The sequence below is a fragment of the Bacillus sp. NH11B genome, from assembly GCF_001884205.1.
In the GTDB taxonomy this organism is placed as follows: domain Bacteria; phylum Bacillota; class Bacilli; order Bacillales; family Bacillaceae_G; genus Bacillus_A; species Bacillus_A proteolyticus.
In genome coordinates, this window is record NZ_MAOG01000101.1 from 151,042 (window position 1) to 168,168 (window position 17,127).

Consider the following 17,127-nt stretch of genomic DNA (forward strand, 5'->3'; position numbering starts at 1 on the left):
TGGTCGCCATATTCAGTTGATTATGCTAGTATAAATAGGGTTGATATAGTAGTATAGAGACAGAATGAAAACTGAAAGAGGGTAAGAAGTATGTGTGGTTTTGTAGGATGTTTATGTGAAAACCCTAGAGAGTTTTCAGAAACAGAAAAACATCAATTTGAAAATATGAACACGATGATTTTCCACCGCGGTCCAGATGACGAAGGATATTTTCGTGATGAACATGTACAATTTGGCTTCCGCCGTTTAAGCATCATTGACTTAGAGGCAGGACATCAGCCGCTAACTTATGAAAATGATCGATATGTAATTATTTTTAATGGTGAAATTTACAATTATGTAGAATTACGTGAAATGTTACTTGAAAAAGGCGCAACGTTTGCAACGCAATCTGATACAGAAGTTATCATTGCATTGTATGCACATATGAAAGAAAAATGTGTAGACTACCTTCGTGGTATGTTCGCATTTATGATTTGGGATCGTGAAGAAAAGACACTTTTCGGTGCACGTGACCACTTCGGCATTAAGCCTTTATACATCGCACAACAAGGTGATACTACATTCTTCGCATCTGAGAAGAAAAGTATTATGCATGTAATGGAAGACAAAGGGGTAAACCCAACGTCATTACAACATTACTTTACGTACCAATATGGTCCAGAGCCAGAAACATTAACAATTGATGTTAATAAAATTGAGCCTGGTCATTACTTCGTAAAAGAAATCGGTAAAGAGATGGAAATCCATCGCTACTGGAATCCTTATTTCAACGCTTCAAGCGCAACGAAAGAAGAACATATCCAAGCAATTCGTGATGTATTATACGATTCTGTAAAAGTGCATATGCGTAGTGATGTACCAGTAGGTTCATTCCTTTCTGGTGGTATCGATTCATCTATTATTGCTTCTATAGCAAGAGAAATGAACCCAAATCTTTTAACATTTTCTATTGGTTTTGAGCAACGCGGTTTCAGTGAAGTTGACGTTGCGAAAGAAACTGCTGAGAAATTAGGAGTTAAAAACCATAACGTATTCATTTCAGCGCAAGAGTTTATGGATGAGTTCCCCAAAATCATTTGGCATATGGATGATCCTTTAGCAGATCCAGCAGCTGTACCATTGTATTTCGTTGCGAAAGAAGCACGTAAACATGTAACGGTTGTTCTTTCTGGTGAAGGTGCAGACGAGCTATTTGGTGGGTATAACATTTATCGTGAGCCAAACTCTTTAAAAATGTTCTCTTACATTCCTAGCCCAGGAAAGAGCGTTCTAAAGGCATTAAGTGGTGCTCTTAAAGAAGGATTTAAAGGGAAAAGCTTCTTAGAGCGTGGATGTACGCCAATTGAAGAGCGTTACTATGGAAATGCGAAAATCTTCCGTGAGGAAGAGAAAGCTGAATTAATGAAGTATTACGATGAAAGTGTTAACTATATGGATATCACGAAACCATTGTATAACGAAATTAAAGATTATGATGATGTAAGTAAAATGCAGTACATTGACATGTTCACATGGTTACGCGGCGATATTTTATTAAAAGCTGATAAAATGACGATGGCAAATTCATTAGAACTTCGTGTACCGTTCTTAGATAAAGAAGTATTTGACGTTGCATCTAAAATTCCGACTGAATTTAAAATTGCTAACGGAACTACGAAAGCTATTTTACGTGAAGCAGCACGTGGCATTGTTCCAGATCACGTATTAGATCGTAAAAAGCTTGGATTCCCAGTACCAATTCGTCACTGGTTAAAAGATGAAATGCACGATTGGGCTATAAATATTATTAAAGAAAGCAAAACGGATCATTTAATCGACAAACAGTATGTATTAAACTTACTGGAAGCACATTGTGCAGATAAAGGCGATTATAGCCGTAAAATTTGGACTGTACTTGCGTTTATGGTATGGCATCAAATTTATGTTGAGCATAAATACGATACGAATAAGTTCCACGAAGAAACAAAGCGTGCGTATAGCTTAGTTTAATAAAAAAACCTTAAGGTCGTATTCGGCCTTAAGGTTTTTTTCATAAATTGTAATTATAATTGATATAATAATAGTAAAAGGATGGACAACATATGATTACGTTTGAGAAAGTAAATACAGAAAATGAAAGCGTTGTAAAAGAAATGTTTCACTCACACAGCTTAGATATGAAAAAGGTTCAGTATTGTGTAAAAGTTGATGATACATATATTGGTGTAATAGATTATAGTGTCCAAGAAGAGAGTGCTATTTTGTCACAGTTAATTATTCATTTTGATTATCAAGGTTATGGATACGGGACAAATACGTATTTTACATTTGAAGAAATAATGAAACAGAGAAATGTGAATGAAATAAAAGTATTGCAAGAGGTGTTTACGGAACAAGCTAAATCTTTCATAGTGGGATCTGGTTTTATTGAGGAAAATGGAATATATGTAAAGAAAATATAGTGAATATTGATCACTTGATGAAATGAATATGGGGCAGGTGAATGTATGACAATGACTGCTGGTCTTGTATTAGTTGGAGGTTGTTTTATTGTAGCAGAACTATGCCAGATTTTTATTCGAAAAAGAATGTATAAGAAGAGAAGACCATATGAATTACAATATATACCCGTGTTTGTAATTTTGTTTTGCATGTTATTTGCATTACAAAACGTAATTCATTTTTCACCTCTTTTGAACATCTTTTTAAAGTTTGGATTGTTATACAGCGGTGTTGGAATAGCTCTTATATTTATTTTGTTTTGTATACGTTACATCCACTATCAATCGTACATATTCATTTTAAATTGGTTAAAGAAAAGTGATAGAAGCCGCCTTACATAAGGGGGTTTTTTCTTTGTATTTGTAACGGAACTTGTACAACTAACATAAAATAGGACGAGTAGAAATGTAAGCTTATTACCTTAACGAAAGGAACGAAAAAGATATATGAAACTTGTTATAGACGCAGGGCATGGTGGATATGATTCTGGTGCTGTTGGTAATGGGTTAGTGGAAAAAGAGTTAACACTTCAAATTGCTAGACGTGTACGAGATATTTTATCTGCAAATTATCCAATCAATATTAAAATGACACGTGACAGCGATGTATTCATCTCTTTATCAGAACGTGCTAATATTGCTAATTCATTTGGTGCAGATTATTTTATCTCATTTCACATTAATAGCGGCGGTGGCACTGGATTTGAAAGTTATATTTACAATGCGCTATCTAATAGTAGTTCCGCATATGAAAAGCAACAAAAAATGCATGCAGCAGTCAATCCTGTATTAACTAAATATGGTCTTCGTGACCGAGGAGCCAAAAAAGCAAATTATGCGGTACTAAGAGAGACTGCAATGGATGCAATTTTAACTGAGACTGCTTTTATTGATACAACGTTTGATGCTAATTTATTGAAAAATCCACAATTTATTGAAGACTTAAGTCAAGCGTATGCAAATGGGATAGCAGCTATTTTTGGAGTTGCTCCAAATCCCAATCCTCCAAATCCACAACCTCCAAACCCTCAGCCAACACCACAAACAAAGGGGATCGCCTATATACTTGGGAAAAATGTGAATTTAAGAAGTGGTCCATCAACGTCCTCTTCAGTTATTCGTCAACTAAACTCTCCAGAGTCGTATGTCGTATATCAGGAAAGTAATGGATGGTTGGACTTAGGAAATGGACAATGGGTGTATAATGACCCTTCGTACATTAATTTTGTAAAGACGAGCAATAGTGATGGAAGTGCAATTGGTGTCGCATATATACAAGGAACGAATGTGAATTTAAGAAGTGGTCCATCAACATCTTCTTCAGTTATTCGTAAATTAAATAATCCAGAATCTTATTTAGTGTATATTAATCAAAACGGTTGGTTGAACCTTGGTGGAAATCAATGGGTGTACAATGATCCATCATATATTAAATATAATCAATATTAGAAAATGAATTTATAATGTAATATGAATGCGTATTTATGTATAACGTAGATACGCATTTTAAGAATGTTTATTATTTTCATACTTATACAGTTTATTTTAAAAATAAACATTTGAATAGCGGATAAAATTTAAATTGTATGTATTAAAAAAGTTTTCTGATATACATTGACAATGTATGTAATATACATTAACCTTTAATTGTTAATGATAATCGATTTCATCTAGGGAGGACATATGGTACATAGTAAAAAAATATTTATGTTCTGCATTATGATACTTATGGTAATAATCGCAGGGTGTAGCAAAGAAGAGAAAAAAGAAAATGATACATCAGCTAAAGCAAAAGATTCGTATACTGTAAAGCATGCAATGGGTGAAACAACAGTAAATGGTACACCTAAAAAAGTAGTTGTGTTGACAAATGAGGGTGCGGAGGCACTTTTAGCTGTTGGAGTAACACCAGTTGGAACTACAAAACCACGTGCTGGCGATGAATGGTATCCTCATTTAGCAAAAGAGTTAAAAGATACGAAAGTTGTAGGAACTGAGCGTGATATTAATTTAGAGGCAGTTATGAAGCTTCAGCCAGATTTAATTATCGGGAATAAAATGCGTCATGAAAAAATATATGAGCAATTGAACGAAATAGCGCCAACTGTATACGCTGAAACATTGCGCGGGGATTGGAAGGAAAACTTTACACTCTATACAAAAGCCGTAAATAAAGAAAAAGAAGGGCAAAAGGCTCTTGAAGATTATAAAAAACGTATTGAAGGAATGAAAGAGAAGCTAGGAGATAAATTGAATTCTACAGTTTCTATTATTCGCTTCGTACCAGGTGATGTCCGGATTTATCAGAAAAATTCATTCTCAGGTGCTGTTTTAAATGATGTTGGATTTAAGCGACCACCACTACAAGATAAAGATGAATTTGCGATAAAAGGAATTACAAAAGAGCAAATTCCGAATATGTATGGGGACTACATATTCTACTTCACATCTGATAAAGATGCGGATAAGAATAATGAAGGAAATACGTTAGCGAAAGAATGGACAGAAGATCCACTCTTTAAGCAATTACAGGCTTCTAAAAATAATAAAGTATTCCAAGTAGATGAAGTAATTTGGAATACAGCAGGCGGCATTAAAGCTGCAAACCTTATGTTAGATGATATTGAAAAATATTTTCTTAAATAAATGAATGATAGAGTACATCACTTTTACGAAGTGATGTACTTTTTATTTGTGAAAATACAGAAAATTCCTTCTTTCAGAACGGTATAAGTTGTACAATAAAACCAATCATGTAATAAAGGAGTGGGGAAGAATGAAGGCTACTCATAAAGATTGGATTTTGTTCAATGGGAGAATTATTAATACGAAGGAAGAACAGCCGATGGTCGCATTAGAAGAGCGAGGCTTCCAATTTGGTGATGGTATTTATGAGGTATTTAGACTATACGATGGTAAGCCTCATTTATTAGATTTACATTTGGAGCGATTTTTTAAATCAATGGAAGAAATTAAACTAGTTCCACCATTTACGAAGGAAGAATTAGTGGAAGGGTTACATCAAATGATTGAAAAAAATCAATTTCAAGAAGATGGGAATGTATATTTACAAATATCAAGAGGCGCACAACCGCGTAATCATGTATATGAGGCAGATTTACAGCCGACATATTTTGCAAATCTTGTTTCGTTCCCAAGACCAGTTGCTTCAATGGAAGCGGGGATCAAAGTAACAGTAGAAGAGGACATCAGATGGAAGTTTTGTCATATAAAATCATTAAACCTGCTACCGAATATTATGATTAAAAATAAAATAAATGAGCAAGGGTATCAAGAAGCGATATTAGTACGAGAGGGAATTGTAACTGAGGGGTGTCACTCTAATTTCTTTATGGTGAAAAATAATACATTGATTACCCATCCAACTGACAATTTTATTCTACACGGCATTACTCGTCACTATGTTATTACATTAGCAAAAGCTTTACATATTGAAGTAGAAGAGCGAGAATTCTCATTACAGGAAGTATATGAATCTGATGAGTGCTTCTTTACAGCGACACCGCTCGAAATATTCCCGGTTGTTCAAATTGGTGATGAGCAGTTTGGAAACGGTGAAAGAGGACCAATTACGAAAAAACTACAAGCTGCATATGAAGAGAGTATTAGTTTGTTTAAAGTGACAAATTAATACTGAAGAAAAAAGCTGGTATTCTTCCGGCTTTTTTTCATGATATAATTCAACCGTAGGACAAGTTTTGAAAACGCTGTAAAAAGGGGATTTTATGTATGAATTATGAAGATTTTAAAGAAGTAATTCACGGTAGACGAAGTGTTAGAAAATTCACGGAACAAGAAGTGTCCATAAGTGATATAAAAGAAATTATTGATTGTGCTCGTTACGCACCGAGTGATACGAACTCACAAACGTGGGGGTTTTTGGTTATTATGAACCGCGAGAAAATTAAAGAAATTGAACAAATGACATGGGATGCATTACATAAACTTGCAGCAAAAGCAGCAGAAAATGGAGAAGAGAAAGCAGGGAAATTACTTACACGTTCTTTCGGACCGTATGCGACAGCTTTCTCAGAGGCACCAGTATTAATCGTATGTTTGGCAACGCCATATGAATCAAAGTTTCGTGAAAAGATATTTGATCCAATTGCCTTCGTTCCTGATTCAGTGTGGGAAGAGGAAGGGATTAAGAGTAGCTGTTTAGCGGCACAAAACTTAATGTTGGCTGCACATGCGAAGGGACTTGGTACTTGTCCAATGACAGGACCTGTATTATTAGCTCAGGATGAACTGCGACAATATTTACAAATTGAGCCTGGAAAACAAATAAATATGGTTATTTCACTCGGGTTTCCGAAAGATAAACCGAAGAAACTTCCAAGAAAAGAAGTAGGTGAGATTACAACATTTATTAAATAATAGATAAAAAAGACATTGGAAATAACGATGTCTTTTTATTTTATGGGATATTTTGGTGTGATTTTGGGATAAAATGATGAATAAGAAAGAATTTCTATTTATTGCTTACAAAAAATTAATGTTCTATTAAGGAAAGTATGATACAGTAATCGTGAGCAAGATAGTATTTGTTCATGAAAGTGTTAAAAGTAGTTTTAAAATATTAAAATTATTTTTGTATAATAAAATATAATGAAATTACAGGGGGGATGAATTTTGAAGAAATTCATAATCGCTGGACTGTCTGTATTGTTATTAGTAGGTTGTGGTACTCCAAAGGAAAAAGAGGACGCACAGTCTAATCAGAAAGAACAGGTTGTAAATGCAAGTGATGAGAATATGGTTGTATTTCCTGAAGGGGCAATACCAGTTGGAGAAGGGAAAGTAAAAGTAATTACACCAGATGGTACTTCTGAAAATGGCAATATACCGACTGTATTTATCAAAAAAGATACTTTAATTCAGCAAGTCGAGTTAGAACTTTCTAATTTTCAAAACGATAAAGATACATTCGTATTTGTAGATCAAATATTTGCAGATAAACATCAAGTAACTAGTTCAACACAGACAACAGTACAATTAAAAGAAAAAATGCTTGAGACAGGTAGTCATACGATTACCGCAGCTCAGTTTGAAAACAATGACCCGAAAGGAAAAGTCATTAGCTTTAATCAAGCGACATTTGAAACGAAGCCTGCGTCTTAAGCGGAATAAAAAGTACATTACTCAAAAAAGTAGTGTGCTTTTTTGTATGGATCGAATGATGTAATAGAGAATAATCTGTTTCGCTTTCCAATACGAATGAATAGGAAGAAGTTATTCTTTGCTATGTAAGAGAAAGGGATTGAAAATTTGAAGCGATGTATTCGTATTTTCTTACTTGTGATAATGATGTCGATAATTTGGTTTACCTTACAAGAGGAAATTGAAGTAACGCTCAATTATCAAATTCATGATTTATTAATTGGAACTGTATGTTTTGTCATTGTGTACCGATTTTATCCCGCTTTAACGGGCAGTAAGAACCCCACCTAAAAATTCGGCGCATGCGAGGAAGTTAGGTGGGAGATCAACTGCCCGTAAAAGCCCGATTGGTGAAGGCTAATAATCAGAGGGGGATGGACACCCCCCTCTGATTAAAGTTTCACTTTATGATAAACTCGGATTAAGGTAAGTATTGAGTTGGAAATGTAGGGATTTCATTTGAAATGTCGAATAGTACATACGATGTCGTAATAACAAATTTTCTATTGTTTACTGTGAAACAGAAGAAGGAGAGATAGTAGTAATGAAACGAGCTCTTATTAATATCGACTATACATATGATTTTGTAGCTGAAAAAGGTGCTTTAACTTGCGGGAAGCCAGGTCAAGAAATTGAGAAAGAACTTGTACATATAACGAAGCAATATATTGAAAATGGAGATTACGTAGTGTTTGCAATCGATAAACATGAAGAAAATGATGTACATCATCCAGAAGCCAATTTGTTTCCACCTCATAATATAGCAGGTACAAATGGAAGAAACTTGTTTGGTGAATTACAAAATGTATACGAAAAATATAAAAATGATAAGAATGTATATTACATGGACAAAACGCGATACAGTGCATTTGCGGGAACGGATCTAGAGATGAAACTAAGAGAAAGAGGAATAGAAGAAGTTCATCTTGTAGGGGTATGTACTGATATTTGTGTTCTTCATACAGCAGTAGATGCTTATAATAAAGGATTTAAAATTGTCGTTTATGAAAAGGCGGTTGCATCTTTTAATGCGCAAGGGCATGAATATGCACTTGGACATTTTAAATCTTGTTTAAATGCAGAAGTGAAGTGAAAAAGAGGCCTTTGAAAAGGTCTCTTTTTTTACATTTAAATAGAAACAAATTGTTGTTGAATTAACTTTTTAATGAACGGACTAATCTTTTCTGGTAGCCCATTTAAATCGAAAAATTGTACATGTAATGATTCAACTCCGTCTGCTTTTAACAAGCCACCTGTAATGTCTTTGCAAAGGTAAGCGATTGTTATAGGATAAAATTCATCTCCATTCGTTAATTTCACAAAAAACTCTTTACCTGAAAATACACTTACTAACTGAAGTATACCAATTTCAATACCTGTTTCTTCAAGCACTTCTCGTCTTCCAGCTTCTTCTGTGGATTCACCGAGTTCCACAAACCCTCCAGGAACACCCCACATGCCATTTCGTCTTTGTTGTAGTAATATTTGTCCTTGGTCATTTAAAACAGCTACAGCAACTCCTGCTAAATTGAGTGGTCTTGATCCAACAATTGCTCTTAGTTCTTCGATATATCCCATTAATTGTAACCTCCATGAAAAAAGTATCAAATGAACTATTCGGTGTTATGTGAATGTATTTCTTTGAACGAGGTGAGAATTACAAAGTTGCTTATAAAAATTTCTATTGTAATCTCCCTTTAGATTATTAAAAAGGGTATATTTATAGTAAATAGAAAAGGACATCTGAAGTTGAAAGATTGATGAAAGGGTTATATTGTTGGAGATGAACTAGGGATACAAATACATAGTTAAGAAAGTAAAATGAAAGATCAGGGAAAAAAGTTGCGAAAGCAAATTTTGAGATAATCAATAAGTAATTACAATAAATCAGCTCTGCATGAAATTTTTTAAAAATAAGGAAGTGGATAGATGAGTGTATTAGCGTATACTGAGGAGTTTTTTAATTATGTAAGGGAGTTTTTACTATTAAGGTTTTTACTATTTGCTTTAGTTCTTATCATCATTTCGTTTGTAATAAATCGCATTATTGATTGGTTTTTTAGAAAGTCCAGCTTTTTTGATGAAGAGGTAGAACAGACGATTCAAAGTGTCATTCGATCTATTTTTAGATATATCATTATCATCAGTCTAATCATTTATTTAATTAGTCAGTTTGTAGATATAAAAAGCATTATTGCAGGTGCAGGGATAGCGGGAGTTGTCATTGGTTTTGCTGCGCAACAAATGCTAAAAGATGTCATATTAGGCTTTGCGAGATTAGCGGACAAAGAGTTTCGTGTTGGCGATTTTGTTACTTTTAACGGAACAAATTCGGGAACTATTGAGGAAATTAGTATTCGTTTTATGCAAATACGTGAATGGTCAGGAAAACTACTTACCATACCACATGGAGAGATTAGAACGATACAAAATTTTAATAAAGGATGGATGCGAGTAATTGAACGCATCACGGTAAGTTATCAGGAAGATCCTACAAGAGTTAAGGAATTGTTAGAAGACGTATGTGTTATATGCAATGAAAATTTGGAACAAAGTCTGTATAAAGTAGAGGATGAGGCTGTTGAACCATTTAAATATGTTGGTGTTACAGACTTAAATCCTAACCTTAAATATGTTGGATATGAATTTTGTATTACAGGTTTAATTAAACCAGAAGATTATTTTGAAACTTCTAGACAAGTAAGATTTGCATTAATGGCTATGTTCCATAAACATCAAGTGCAAATGCCAGCAGCGAATATGTTCGTTACTACTGAAAGTTTGCAGCATATCCATGGGGAACAATATTTGTCAGACAATTAAATAAAGCTTTACATTTTGAATTCGGATTTGTAGATGTAGATGAGTTTTAGAGGGCTTAAAAAGTAACTTCATTACTTGGCGTAGTTCAGTTTAAGAATTACGCTGCCAAAATTTAAAGAGAAAATAAAAAAATGATTGATAAATAAAAAAGAGCTGAAGAAATTCAGTTCTTTTTTATTTATAGAATTTAGAAATTTCTTAATGTTATAATGATAGTTGGTGATGAGAATGAACTTTGAAGAAAAAGAGATACATCGTTTAGAAGCATTAAAAGAAATTGCGGAATTGCTAAATGAAGCAACGAATTTACAGGACATGTTAGAAAAAGTTTTACATACATTGTTACAAGTTATGAATTTACAAACAGGGTGGATATTCTTTATTGATGAAAGTGGAAAGCACCGTATGCTTGTAGACGAAAACTTACCACCAGCCCTTACGTGGCAAAAGAAGAAGCCGATGTGTGAAGGAGACTGTTGGTGTGTAGAGCGTTTTGTGAATGGCAGATTAGAAAAAGCGACAAATATTATTGAATGTAAGCGAATAGAAGATGCGATTGAATGTAATTGGGGTGAAACAGAAGATGTTACACATCATGCGACAATTCCACTTAGGTCCGGATCAGAGAGATTTGGTCTATTAAATGTGGCCTCGCCCCATAAAACACATTTTTCTGAGGAAGAGTTAGCGTTATTAGAATCGATTGCATTTCAAATTGGAACGACAATACAACGTATTCAATTAGTGGAGAAAGAACGTAAATATGTAGTTGTAGCTGAAAGGAATCGATTGGCTCGTGATTTACATGATTCAGTTAAACAATTGTTATTTTCTATTATGCTAACAGCGAAAGGTACTCTGAATATGACGCAAGATAGAGATTTGCAAGAGATGTTAAGTTATATTGGGGAATTATCGCAAGAAGCATTACAAGAGATGACGCTATTAATTTGGCAATTAAGACCTGAAGGATTAGAAAAAGGTTTAGCAGAAGCGATACAAAATTATGGAAAACTGTTAGGGATTCAAGTGGAAGTTCGAATTGATGGAATGGTTTTAATTGAAGATGAAATAGAAGAAGTTTTATGGCGTATAAGCCAAGAAGCATTACATAATTGTAAAAAGCATGCTTCGTGTGAAAAAGTATGTGTTCATTTAAGGATTGAAGATAATAAGCTGCACTTTTACATAGAAGATAACGGAATAGGATTTATACAGGAACAAGTAAGAGAGTCCGCACTTGGTTTGAAAAGTATGAAAGAACGAATTGAGTTAATGAGGGGGATTTTTCGAATAAAAGCAGAACCAGAAAAGGGAACGAAAATAGAAATTCAATTACCGGTTTGAAAGGGAGAACGTCTATGAAAATTAAATTACTACTTGTAGAAGATCATCATATCGTTCGAAGGGGACTCGTATTCTTTTTGAAGACGAGAGAAGAATTTGAAATTATTGGGGAAGCAGAAAATGGTGAAGAAGCATTAACATTCGTCCAAACAGAAAGGCCAGATGTAGTATTAATGGATTTATCAATGCCGAAAATGGATGGTATTGAAGCGACAAAACGTATAAAACAATACGATGAGACGATAAAGATACTTATGCTCAGTAGTTTTTCAGAACAAGATTACGTTTTACCAGCACTCGAAGCTGGGGCAGATGGTTATCAATTAAAAGAAGTGCAGCCAGATCAACTTGTTGCGTCAATTGTTGCGGTATATCAAGGAAATGCAAATTTTCATCCGAAAGTAACACCAGCACTATTAGGACGATCAGTAGTCAAGAAAGAAAAAGAGAATCCTTTTTCTATGTTAACGAAAAGGGAGCAAGAAGTACTTCGTGAAATTGCGAAAGGAAGAAGCAATAAGGAGATTGCAGCAGAGCTTCATATTACAGAACAAACTGTGAAAACACACGTTTCTAACGTATTGGCTAAATTAGAAGTAGATGATCGTACACAAGCTGCATTATACGCAGTAAAGCATGGGGAAAACTAGAAATAAGTATGAATAATTGTGTCATATGTTACGGTAGAATACATAAGAGCAAATAAAATGTATAGTGATGCGCTAAATAAAGGTGTTTCTTCTTTCGATTATTAGCCCGCACCAATCGGGTTTCTACGGGCAGCCCGACTCCCATCTAACTCCCTTGCATTCATCGGATTTTGAGGAGGGAGTCTTACTGCCCGTTAATACGAGATATAGCTACTATGGAAGGGGAAGATACGATATGCCTGGTACAAAAAGTGGGATTGGAAAGATTCAGGCTTCGTTAAATGGTTTATCACCGAAATTACGAAGTATTGTCGAACATATTTTGAAACATTCACAAGATGTTGTACATAAATCGATTACGGAGTTAGCGGAAGTTACGAATAGTTCTGAAGAAACGATATTCCGCTTATGCAAACACCTAGGTTTTCAAGACCTGAAAATTACATTAGCTCGTGAGATTGTACATACACCAATGCAAAATATTCATGAAGAAGTGTCTGCAGAAGATAGTATGGTAACTGTCGCTAAAAAAGTTTTTCATTCGCATATTACAGGACTGCAGGATACATTACATTTGTTAAATGAAACGGCACTAGAGTAGGCTGTGTGTATATTGCAATTACGAGCTATCAGAAATCAGCGTTAAGTCAACTTGCTGACATAACACTATATACTTCGACTCGTGAGACAGAATTTCATACGGAAGCAAGTTCATCGCGATTAGCACAACTAAGTTTATTAGGTACTTTGTATGTGGGATTGTCGTTACAGCGCCAAGATGAAACACTACAAAATTTACAAAGCATTCGTGAAACAATTTCGATGAAGCGAATATAAAAAGCTCTTCAAATGAAGAGCTTTTTATATTGGTCAATTGTCTGTTGATATATCCTCTAGATCTACGTTTTTTAAATTCCCTCATTGAAAAAGGTCACTAATTAATATTCGTAATTTCTTATATTTAAAAACATTCATTTTGTTATACCTATATATTTCGCATACAAAAGCAAAAAATAGCCTCATACATCAAAATACATTTTGGATAATAATTCAAATTTTGTTCAATATTTTACAATGGACTTATAAAATTACATGTTATGATGAACATGTAATGATGATTGAACACTTAAATTTGGTGCAATAGTTGGCCAAAACAGTGAAGACAGAAGTTGTGAGAAGAACTCATTAAAATTCTAAAACACTAAAGGGGAGATCACATATGAAAGCAGTAGTGGTGAATAAAAACAGCAGAGCAAACGTCGAAGTTATTGAAAAAGAATTACGTCCGTTACGCTCAGGCGAAGCGTTAGTAGATGTAGAGTATTGCGGAGTTTGCCATACTGATTTACACGTTGCAAATCACGATTTTGGTAATACAGATGGCCGTATCCTAGGTCATGAGGGTGTAGGTATTGTTACGAAAATTGCTGATGATGTTACTTCACTAAAGGTTGGTGACCGTGTAAGTATTGCATGGATGTTCCAATCTTGTGGCCGTTGTGAATATTGCGTAACTGGTAGAGAAACATTCTGCCGTGAAGTGAAAAATGCTGGCTATTCAGTAGATGGTGGTATGGCTGAACAATGTATTGTTACAGCTGATTATGCGGTGAAAGTACCAGAAGGATTAGATCCTGCTCAAGCATCATCAATCACATGTGCGGGTGTAACTACATATAAAGCTATAAAAGTATCGGACATTAAACCTGGTCAACCTATTGTCATCTATGGTTGTGGTGGATTAGGTAACCTAGCTATCCAATACGCTAAAAATGTATTTGGTGCAAAGGTAATTGCAGTAGATATCAATGACGACAAATTAGCCTTAGCAAAAGAAGTTGGTGCGGATATGACTATCAATCCAATTACGCAAGGTCCTGCTGATAAGATTGTACAAGAGACATTTGGTGGAGCTTATGCTGCTGTAGTAACAGCTGTTTCTAAAGTAGCCTTCAACTCAGCGGTTGATGCAGTACGTGCTTGTGGTAAAGTCGTTGCGGTAGGTTTACCAGTAGAAACTATGGATTTAAATATTCCACGACTTGTACTCGACGGAATTGAAGTAGTAGGTTCTCTAGTTGGTACTCGTAAGGACCTAGAGGAGGCATTTTTGTTCGGCGAAGAAGGGAAAGTAGTGCCAGTTGTTCAAACGTGTTCTCTAGATAAAGTACAAAATGTATTCGAAGAAATGGAACAAGGTAGAATTCAAGGACGTATGGTAATCGATTTTAAACAGCATAATTGTGATTGCAAATAATTCACTTTAAATATAAAAAGCATGAGTCTAGCAAAGGATATGTAAAAAAGTTAGACGGCATGCAGAAGATGATCCCTGTATTCAACAGGGATCATCTTCTTTATATTCCACTAATAGCAATGCCGATTAATGAGAAATGATTAAAGGTTCAATTTATCCCGCTATTTGCCGTGTAGTAAGATCCCCACCTCAAAATTCGGTGAAGGCAAAGAAGTTAGGTGGGGAATCAATTGCTCATAAAAGCCCGATTGGTGAGGGCTGATAGTCAGTGGGGGATGAAGAAAATCCCCGCTGATTAAAGGTTCACTTTATTTGCAAACGAAAAAGAATCTTTATGTTTAACAAATTTTTTATGATCTGGAACGGTTTGAATTGCTACAACTTGCGAATCTCTTGCTTTCAGTGCATCTTGAATCCCGATTGTCATAAGCTTAATAAAAAGAATCGTAATAAAGAATGAAACGAGAGTATAAAAAATAATCCACCATGAAAGATTCATTTCATAACGATTTAATCCAATAAGGCCTGCCCAATCATTAGATAGAGAAACAGGTTTGAGCACTCCGTCATAGAGTTCCCGCATTTGTATCCCGCCAATTACAATGTCAAGCAACGCTAAATGGATAACGAGTATGAGTGTTTGGACGATATGTTCCATGAATAACACAAATAAGCGGTCAAGTAATAAGACTCGTAAGTGTTTTTTTATAATATGAAAACGGCTAGCACCCAGTAATTGTGAACTTAAAATGTAATCTTGTTTCATAAATTCATCAACCTCTGAGGATATATATAAAGAAAGTGTAGGCAGAGCGACGAAAATAAGTACGAGTACTTGATAAAACGTAAATGAAATATTTGGGTCTAATCTATCAGCATTTGATGTAATTACAATATTAACGGGCGTGATGAGTATAAATGCGATAAATAGAGTTGGAATATAATAAAAAACTTCTGAGCATGTCTGGAAAAATCTCTTGAATTTTGGAGCATATAAACTTAAGAGAATTCCTATACATGTTCCGCATAAAATTCGAAAGAAGCTAATTGCCACGGCTAATAAAATGGTGAATTTTGCTCCTTCTACAATTTGTAAGAAAACAGACTCTCCAAAACGATCAGTTCCAAAAGGCGGCATTAACGATGGTGGAAAGGGGGCCTTTCCAAGTAATTCGTTATTGTCATTGTAAAGTAACTGAGGAGGTTTTGGGATGTTATCTTTAAAGAACCAACTATAAATAAAACTAGCTGAAACAAGTATGAATAGATAAGTAAAGCCAATTAAAAAGCGTTTTGATTTCCAAATAGATTTCATAATGCTGCTCCTTTCAATTGCTTTTTCCATCTATTCATCATGAATGAGGTTATTTGAAAAATAGTATAAAATGGTAAAATGATCATAACAAGTATGATAAATGCAGCTGGAGGTGAAATAAACGCCTTCTTAAATAAAAATTGAATAATGCCTTCCATATTAAAAACAAATTCTAAAATGAATAAGTTAGAAAGTAAGAAAACAAAAATCGTTTTTAAATGGTGGAAGAAGTGGATAGATATATTTTTGAATAAATGAATGCATAGTATATAACTTGATGAAAGGCCTTTTCCATATGCCACCTCTACGTAATGTTTTCCATGTTCTTCTTTTATGTATAACACCATCATCCGAAACATTTGTAATGTAGGTAAGACCGCTAAAGATACAATAGGGAGTAAATAAGCTCGATTTTCATTAAAAGAAATAATGGTGACAGGAGATTCTCCGAATTTCTGAAGTACCCATATGAAAAATATTTGCAAACAAATCATCATCATCATATCAGGGACAGCTTCTAATATGAACACAATTCGGTTTATCCATTTTTTTATATAATCTTTTGCTAAAAAATAAAAAAATGCCATACTAGATGATAGAAAGAGCGCAAGAAAAAAGGCTATAAATAATACAGTAAATGAATATAGGTAAGGTTCTAAAACAGTTGGAAATAATGGTGTCTTTTTGAAACTACCAAATTTCGGGTCTGATCCTATAACTACTAATGATTCAGGTGAGAAAACCTGTTTTAACATAGTAACGATCTGATTAAAAAAATGAATTGGTTGAAAAGTGAATCCCTGTTGAGTGATAAATAAATAAGGTAAATTTAGTAATAGTAAGAGTGATAAAAGAATTGATGAAAGTTTTATTGTGAATTGAGATATTTTATTTAACATTAAATCCCTCCGACATCTTTTTACAACATTATACAATAAAGTTTATATTTTGTTTTGATTTTTCTGAAAAATATAAATACTATTAGATTTTATAGTATGGAACATATATTTACAAGGTAAGAAAGTGATAGTAGGGAGCCGTGCTCTATGTCCATCAAGATAAAAGGACTAG

Annotated in this window: 17 protein-coding genes and 1 pseudogene; 15 read left to right on the top strand and 3 right to left on the bottom strand. The window is 34.3% G+C overall.

Features of this window, described 5'->3' with window-relative positions; all coding sequences use genetic code 11:
• Window positions 1-90 precede the first annotated feature (90 nt).
• The 10 genes from asnB to BAU27_RS15430 all read left to right on the top strand — a co-directional run bounded on the left by asnB (window position 91) and on the right by BAU27_RS15430 (window position 8,757).
• The gene (asnB, locus tag BAU27_RS15385; protein WP_000333827.1) at window positions 91-1,992 is read left to right on the top strand and encodes an asparagine synthase (glutamine-hydrolyzing); all 1,902 of its coding nucleotides are present in this window, start codon (window positions 91-93) and stop codon (window positions 1,990-1,992) included.
• Window positions 1,993-2,084: 92 nt separating this feature from the next.
• The gene (locus BAU27_RS15390) at window positions 2,085-2,444 is read left to right on the top strand and encodes a GNAT family N-acetyltransferase (protein ID WP_000627497.1); all 360 of its coding nucleotides are present in this window, start codon (window positions 2,085-2,087) and stop codon (window positions 2,442-2,444) included.
• Between the two features lie 45 nt (window positions 2,445-2,489).
• Window positions 2,490-2,825 (top strand): hypothetical protein, encoded by a 336-nt coding sequence (locus tag BAU27_RS15395; RefSeq protein ID WP_083596020.1) that lies wholly within the window; start codon window positions 2,490-2,492, stop codon window positions 2,823-2,825.
• 105 nt (window positions 2,826-2,930) lie between these two features.
• Entirely contained in the window at window positions 2,931-3,932 is a 1,002-nt protein-coding gene (locus tag BAU27_RS15400; RefSeq protein WP_002031713.1) for an N-acetylmuramoyl-L-alanine amidase, read from the top strand.
• Between the two features lie 234 nt (window positions 3,933-4,166).
• The gene (locus BAU27_RS15405; RefSeq protein ID WP_071771360.1) at window positions 4,167-5,129 is read left to right on the top strand and encodes an ABC transporter substrate-binding protein; all 963 of its coding nucleotides are present in this window, start codon (window positions 4,167-4,169) and stop codon (window positions 5,127-5,129) included.
• 130 nt (window positions 5,130-5,259) lie between these two features.
• On the top strand, window positions 5,260-6,135 hold the full coding sequence (dat, locus tag BAU27_RS15410; RefSeq protein ID WP_071745195.1) for a D-amino-acid transaminase: 876 nt from the start codon (window positions 5,260-5,262) through the stop codon (window positions 6,133-6,135).
• Window positions 6,136-6,233: 98 nt separating this feature from the next.
• The gene (locus BAU27_RS15415; RefSeq protein WP_071771361.1) at window positions 6,234-6,881 is read left to right on the top strand and encodes a nitroreductase family protein; all 648 of its coding nucleotides are present in this window, start codon (window positions 6,234-6,236) and stop codon (window positions 6,879-6,881) included.
• A 255-nt stretch (window positions 6,882-7,136) separates the two neighbouring features.
• Window positions 7,137-7,625: a putative periplasmic lipoprotein gene (locus BAU27_RS15420; RefSeq protein ID WP_071745193.1), complete on the top strand. Its 489-nt coding sequence runs from the start codon at window positions 7,137-7,139 to the stop codon at window positions 7,623-7,625.
• Between the two features lie 138 nt (window positions 7,626-7,763).
• Window positions 7,764-7,955 (top strand): hypothetical protein, encoded by a 192-nt coding sequence (locus BAU27_RS15425; protein WP_244159087.1) that lies wholly within the window; start codon window positions 7,764-7,766, stop codon window positions 7,953-7,955.
• 253 nt (window positions 7,956-8,208) lie between these two features.
• Complete coding sequence (locus tag BAU27_RS15430; RefSeq protein ID WP_071745191.1) at window positions 8,209-8,757, top strand: cysteine hydrolase family protein; 549 nt, start codon at window positions 8,209-8,211, stop codon at window positions 8,755-8,757.
• Window positions 8,758-8,792: 35 nt separating this feature from the next.
• On the opposite strand, the gene BAU27_RS15435 is transcribed toward BAU27_RS15430, so the two are convergent.
• The gene (locus tag BAU27_RS15435; protein WP_071771362.1) at window positions 8,793-9,242 is read right to left on the bottom strand and encodes an NUDIX hydrolase; all 450 of its coding nucleotides are present in this window, start codon (window positions 9,240-9,242) and stop codon (window positions 8,793-8,795) included.
• 351 nt (window positions 9,243-9,593) lie between these two features.
• On the opposite strand from BAU27_RS15435, the gene BAU27_RS15440 reads away from it, so the two are divergent.
• From BAU27_RS15440 to adhP, 5 genes and pseudogenes are all read left to right on the top strand, one after another.
• A complete protein-coding gene (locus BAU27_RS15440) occupies window positions 9,594-10,487 on the top strand; it encodes a mechanosensitive ion channel family protein (protein ID WP_071771363.1) in 894 nt (297 codons plus the stop codon).
• A gap of 228 nt (window positions 10,488-10,715) precedes the next feature.
• Window positions 10,716-11,834, top strand: a complete 1,119-nt coding sequence (locus BAU27_RS15445) for a GAF domain-containing sensor histidine kinase (protein ID WP_071745188.1) — start codon at window positions 10,716-10,718, stop codon at window positions 11,832-11,834.
• 14 nt (window positions 11,835-11,848) lie between these two features.
• A complete protein-coding gene (locus BAU27_RS15450; RefSeq protein WP_071771364.1) occupies window positions 11,849-12,484 on the top strand; it encodes a response regulator in 636 nt (211 codons plus the stop codon).
• 235 nt (window positions 12,485-12,719) lie between these two features.
• Window positions 12,720-13,321, top strand: a pseudogene (locus BAU27_RS15455) (MurR/RpiR family transcriptional regulator).
• A gap of 382 nt (window positions 13,322-13,703) precedes the next feature.
• The gene (gene adhP / locus BAU27_RS15460; RefSeq protein WP_071771365.1) at window positions 13,704-14,741 is read left to right on the top strand and encodes an alcohol dehydrogenase AdhP; all 1,038 of its coding nucleotides are present in this window, start codon (window positions 13,704-13,706) and stop codon (window positions 14,739-14,741) included.
• A 295-nt stretch (window positions 14,742-15,036) separates the two neighbouring features.
• On the opposite strand, the gene BAU27_RS15465 is transcribed toward adhP, so the two are convergent.
• Both BAU27_RS15465 and BAU27_RS15470 read right to left on the bottom strand, forming a co-directional pair.
• The gene (locus BAU27_RS15465) at window positions 15,037-16,056 is read right to left on the bottom strand and encodes an ABC transporter permease (RefSeq protein WP_071771366.1); all 1,020 of its coding nucleotides are present in this window, start codon (window positions 16,054-16,056) and stop codon (window positions 15,037-15,039) included.
• Complete coding sequence (locus tag BAU27_RS15470; protein WP_071745184.1) at window positions 16,053-16,955, bottom strand: ABC transporter permease subunit; 903 nt, start codon at window positions 16,953-16,955, stop codon at window positions 16,053-16,055. Before BAU27_RS15470 ends, BAU27_RS15465 begins: the two co-directional genes overlap by 4 nt.
• Window positions 16,956-17,127: the final 172 nt, after the last annotated feature.